This is a genomic window from Tamlana crocina, from assembly GCF_012037625.1.
In genome coordinates this window covers 1-305 of sequence record NZ_JAAVJS010000748.1, presented here as the reverse complement: position 1 = coordinate 305, position 305 = coordinate 1, and the positions used below count along the sequence as shown (strand labels likewise).

Below are 305 nucleotides of genomic sequence, written 5' to 3'. Positions count from 1 at the left end.
CCTTCGGGCACCACGTTCATTTCGAGTTCTTTGGCAGCCTGCATCACCTGCTGGCGCTGCTCACGGCGCGGCTGGTTGTAACTCTTTACTGAAGTTGCTCCAAAGGCTTTTGTTCTTCTCAGCGCAGATCTTGCGTCTTCCAGGCTGTTGATCTCGGCCTTGAAGTCTCCTTCGGCTCCATAAAGGATGATCCCGGTGGAGTTGAGGCGTGGTCCAACCATTTCTCCGCTCTTAATTAATTCTGCCATTCCGAAGACAGTTTCACTCAAAGCCGAAGGATCATGCGCAGTGGTCACCCCGTAAGC

General features: G+C 53.1%; 1 protein-coding gene. It reads right to left on the bottom strand.

What is annotated here, in order from left to right; genetic code table 11:
• Window positions 1–305 (bottom strand): hypothetical protein (locus HC176_RS18835; protein ID WP_167920494.1); only part of this gene is annotated, 305 nt, incomplete at both ends.